Here is a 3,981-nt window from a genome sequence, read left to right as displayed (position 1 = left end):
GCAGCCGCCGGTACCGCCCTCGCCCGACGTGCACCTGCTGCGCTTCAACGGCGAGCCGCCGCACCGCCAGATCGGCATGCTGTGGCGGCGCAGTTCGGCGATGTCGGAGTTCCTGATGCAACTGGCCGACGAACTGCGCAAGCTGCCGCAGTCGCTGTTGCAACCGCCGCGCAGCCACGGCGCGCGCAAGCCGGTACGCGAAGCCCGATGAGCCCGCGCGGCTGGATCGCGCTGGCGCTGCTGTTGAGCGCGGTGGGCTGGTGGTATTCGCCGATCTCGCCGCGCGCGCTGCACTACCCCGCGCCGGCGCAGGGCGCGAGCGTGCGCTGCCCGATGCCGCCGCGGGTGCGCGACTACGCCGAACCGCTGCAGACGCCGGTGCCGGCCGGGTTGCGGCCGTTCCGGCTCGTACCCGGCACGCTGACCCCGCTGGCCGGCTTCAGCATCGAGGGGCGAGTGCTGTCGCGACGCGATTACCGCAACGGCCTCACCGCCGAGTTTTCGCCCACCGACCTGGGCATAGGCTGGGGCCGCATGCGCGAGGAGGCGGTGCTGTCCAAACTGCGCTTCAGCCAGGAAGTGCGGTTCCTGACCTACCGTTTCGAAGGCGAGCCGCCGATCCCGCTGCAGGAGATGCAGCGCTCCAGCGCCAACCTGCACATCATTCCCGCCGACGCCGAGGTCGCGCGCGCGCTCAAGCGCACGCACAAGGACCAGCGCGTGCGCGTGCACGGCTGGCTGGTGCTCGCCGACGCCGGCGGCGGTTGGCGCTGGCAGAGTTCGCTGACCCGCACCGACACCGGCGACGGCGCCTGCGAGCTGGTCTACGCCTGCGCGATCGAACCGCTGTAACCGGGGCCGGCGCGCGTCGGCGACTGAAGGGCCGCGCCGGAAGCCCTACCTCCAGCGCTGGAAGTAGCTGTTGCAGTGGGTCGCGTAGATACGGCCGTTGTAGTCGGCCTCCAGGCAATAGCGGGTCGCGCATTTCTCCTTGGGACGATCGGCGGCATCGGTCCGCCGCCCGCGCCGATCCAGCGCGAGTCTGGGAGGTTACGGCGCGCGGCGCGGACGCCGGCGAACGCCGTACGCGCGGCCTGTCACCCCAGGCCGACCGGGCAGCTCACGCCGGTGCCGCCGAGGCCGCAATAGCCCTGCGGATTCTTCGCCAGGTACTGCTGATGATCGTCTTCGGCGTAGTAGAACTCCGGCGCCGGCGGCGCGGGGATTTCGGTGGTGATCTCGCCGTAGCCGGCCGCGCGCAGCCCGGCCTGGAACGCATCGCGGCTGGCGAGCGCGGCGCGGTACTGAGCGTCGTCCTCGCAGTAGATCGCCGAGCGGTACTGGGTGCCGGTATCGTTGCCCTGGCGCATGCCCTGGGTCGGGTCGTGGTTTTCCCAGAACACCTTCAGCAGCGCATCGAACGCGATCTTGGCCGGGTCGTACGCCACCAGCACGGTTTCGGCATGGCCGGTCTGGCCGCTGCAGACCTCGCGGTAGGTCGGGTTGGGCGTGTAGCCGCCGGAATAGCCGACCGCGGTGACCGCGACGCCCGGCAACGACCAGAACTTGCGCTCCGCGCCCCAGAAACAACCCATCCCGAACTGGACCCGGGCGAGCCCGGCGAAATCGTCGCGCAGCCTGGCGCCGCTGACGTAATGGACGTTGTGCAACGGCATCGGCGTGGCGCGGCCGGGCAGCGCGTCTTCGCGCTGCGGCAGGCGCTGCTTGAATGCGCCGATCCCGGGAATGGAAGTGCCGGCCATGAATTGCCTCCGTCTGCGGTTGCGGCGGTCATCCGCCGTGGCGAAGAGATGCGGCAACGCAGGCCGGGATTCAAGGCGACGGCAGCGGCAGAGAGCCGGGCCGAACGAGGTGCGACGGCCTTCGCCGCCCGCGCGGCCGCCGGCTCGTCGCCGGCCTTCAATACTGCAGTAGCGCGTGCACCGGCGCCGCGCCGCGCCAGCGCGAGCGTCCGTTCAGCGCGGGCAGCTCGATCAGCACGCTGGCCCCGACCAACACCGCATCCAGCCGCTCGACCAGTTCGCGCGCCGCCGCCAGGGTGCCGCCGGTGGCGAGCACGTCGTCGACGATCAGGGTGCGCTCGCCCGGCTTGAGTGCATCGCTGCGCACTTGCAGGCTGTCGCGGCCGTATTCCAGTTCGTACTCCACCGTCACCAGCGGCGGCGGCAGCTTGCCCGGCTTGCGCAGCGGCACGAAGCCGGCGTGCAGCTTCTGCGCCAGCGCGGCGCCGAAAATGAAGCCGCGCGACTCGATCCCGCACACCGCCTGCACCCCGCTGCCCTGCCAGGGCTCGGCTAGGGCGTCGATGCAGCGGGCGAAGCCGCCGGCGTCGGCCAGCAGCGGAGTCACGTCGCGGAAGGTCACGCCGGGCTTGGGGAAATCGGCGACGCTGCGGATCAGGGAAGACATCGAAACCAGGGAATCGCTCATGGTTCACCTTGGAAGAACATCGCGGCGCGCGCTTCAGGCGGCGTCGCGGCGGGCCGAGAACAGCGGCTGGTCGCCGCGCGCCAGGCCCAGGAAGATGCCGGCCAGGGACAGGGCCAGGCCGATCAGTTCGATCGCGCCCAGCCGCTTGCCGAACAGCAACACGTCCCAGACATAGGCCAGCAACGGCTGCAGCAACAGGCACAGGCCGACGATGCCGGCCGGCAGCAGCGGCATGGCGCGGCCGATCACCAGCCAGCCCAGCACCTGGGCGACCGCGGCGTAGGCGAACAGGATCAGCCAGTCGTGCGCGCTGGTCGGCCACAGGCTTTCGCCGCCGAACGGCACCGACGCCCCGAGCATGATCGCGCAGCCCAGGCACAGCCACCATTGCAAGGCTTCGTTCGGCGTGCGCCCGCGCCGCGCCTGGGCGGCGCGGAAGGCGAGCAGGAAGCCGCCGTAAGCCAGCGCCGCGCCGAGGCCGTAGACCACGCCGAGGCGGAAGCGCGCGTCCATCCCGCCCCAACCCGGCGCCAGCAACAGGCCCAGGCCGAGCAGTCCCATGACCAGGCCGGTCCACAACCGCCAACTGGTGTGTTCGCCCAGCCACAGCGCGCCGACGCCGGCGAGCACGAATACCTGGAAGTTCGCCAGCAGGGTCGACAGGCCGACGCCGACGTAGAGGATGCTGCGATGCCACAGCCAAAGATCCAGGGCCAGGAAGGCCGCACCGAGCATGACCAGGCCGAGGGTGCGCGCATCCGGGTGCCAGTCGCGCAGGCGCCCGCGTTGCCACGGCCGCCCGACCACCGCGAACAGGATCAGCGCTGCCAGCGCCATGCGCCAGAACGCCGACGCGGCCGGCCCGATCTGCACCCAGCGCACGAACACCGCCGAACTGCTGATCACCGAAGCGCCAAGCAGCATCTGCAACAGCGGTGTGCGCAACGAGTCGGTCGAAGCGACGGCGGGCGCGCTCATGCGCGGCGCTCGCGGCGGGTCGAATGACGCTGGAACATCGGGTCTGGCTCCGTTCGTGACCGGACCGCGCCGAGCGCGGCCGGGGCGTACGCGGCGCCGGTAGGGCCGCGTCGCGGGGTTCGATGGGTTGGATGGGCGCCGGCCTGCGGGACGCGGCGGCCGGCCGATGGGGTGAAGCGGCGGCGCGTCCGCCGCAGGCGATCAGGCCGGCAGCCAGCCCGGCGGCGTCGCCTCGGCCGCCGGCGACTGCGGCGGCGGTTCCCCGAACGACAGCCGTTCGACCACCTCGCGCGCCTGCGGCCAGGCCGCTTCCGGCACGCAAACCTGAACCGCACCGAACGGCGGCAGCTCGCCGACCCCGCCTAGCAGGGCCTCGCCTTTCAGGAACACCGGAATCCCGGCGGCTTCCAGGGCGTGGCGAACCAGGTGGGCATCGATCAGGTGGGCGGCTTCGTAGACGACTTGCATCGTCGGCGTCCTTCGGCGCGAAGGCCTGGCGGGTCTGCGCCCAGCATACGCCCCCCGGCGCATCGCGGGCGCCACGGCGAGCGC

5 protein-coding genes and 1 pseudogene are annotated in these 3,981 nt (G+C 71.7%); 2 read left to right on the top strand and 4 right to left on the bottom strand.

The window, feature by feature from the left end; genetic code table 11:
• Both TX83_RS23960 and TX83_RS15665 read left to right on the top strand, forming a co-directional pair.
• Positions 1–211 (top strand): annotated as a pseudogene (locus TX83_RS23960) (DNA-binding transcriptional regulator OxyR); the annotation flags it as partial.
• Positions 208–852: a hypothetical protein gene (locus TX83_RS15665; protein WP_064748903.1), complete on the top strand. Its 645-nt coding sequence runs from the start codon at positions 208–210 to the stop codon at positions 850–852. The pseudogene TX83_RS23960 and the gene TX83_RS15665, both read left to right, overlap by 4 nt.
• Positions 853–1,097: 245 nt before the next feature.
• Here TX83_RS15665 and msrA read toward each other — a convergent pair whose 3' ends face one another.
• The 4 genes from msrA to TX83_RS15645 all read right to left on the bottom strand — a co-directional run bounded on the left by msrA (position 1,098) and on the right by TX83_RS15645 (position 3,897).
• Positions 1,098–1,748: a peptide-methionine (S)-S-oxide reductase MsrA gene (msrA, locus tag TX83_RS15660; protein ID WP_064748905.1), complete on the bottom strand. Its 651-nt coding sequence runs from the start codon at positions 1,746–1,748 to the stop codon at positions 1,098–1,100.
• Positions 1,749–1,920: 172 nt separating this feature from the next.
• Positions 1,921–2,451: an adenine phosphoribosyltransferase gene (locus TX83_RS15655; RefSeq protein WP_079248259.1), complete on the bottom strand. Its 531-nt coding sequence runs from the start codon at positions 2,449–2,451 to the stop codon at positions 1,921–1,923.
• A gap of 33 nt (positions 2,452–2,484) precedes the next feature.
• Entirely contained in the window at positions 2,485–3,429 is a 945-nt protein-coding gene (locus TX83_RS15650) for a DMT family transporter (RefSeq protein ID WP_064748902.1), read from the bottom strand.
• Positions 3,430–3,630: 201 nt separating this feature from the next.
• Positions 3,631–3,897, bottom strand: coding sequence for a DUF2007 domain-containing protein (locus tag TX83_RS15645; protein ID WP_064748901.1), 267 nt, complete (start codon positions 3,895–3,897; stop codon positions 3,631–3,633).
• Positions 3,898–3,981 lie beyond the last annotated feature (84 nt).

Origin of the sequence: Lysobacter antibioticus HS124, from assembly GCF_000336385.2 — a bacterium.
Classification (GTDB): Bacteria; Pseudomonadota; Gammaproteobacteria; order Xanthomonadales; family Xanthomonadaceae; genus Lysobacter; species Lysobacter firmicutimachus.
Note: the sequence above shows the minus strand (reverse complement) of the source record. Positions and strands in the feature narration are given on the sequence as shown.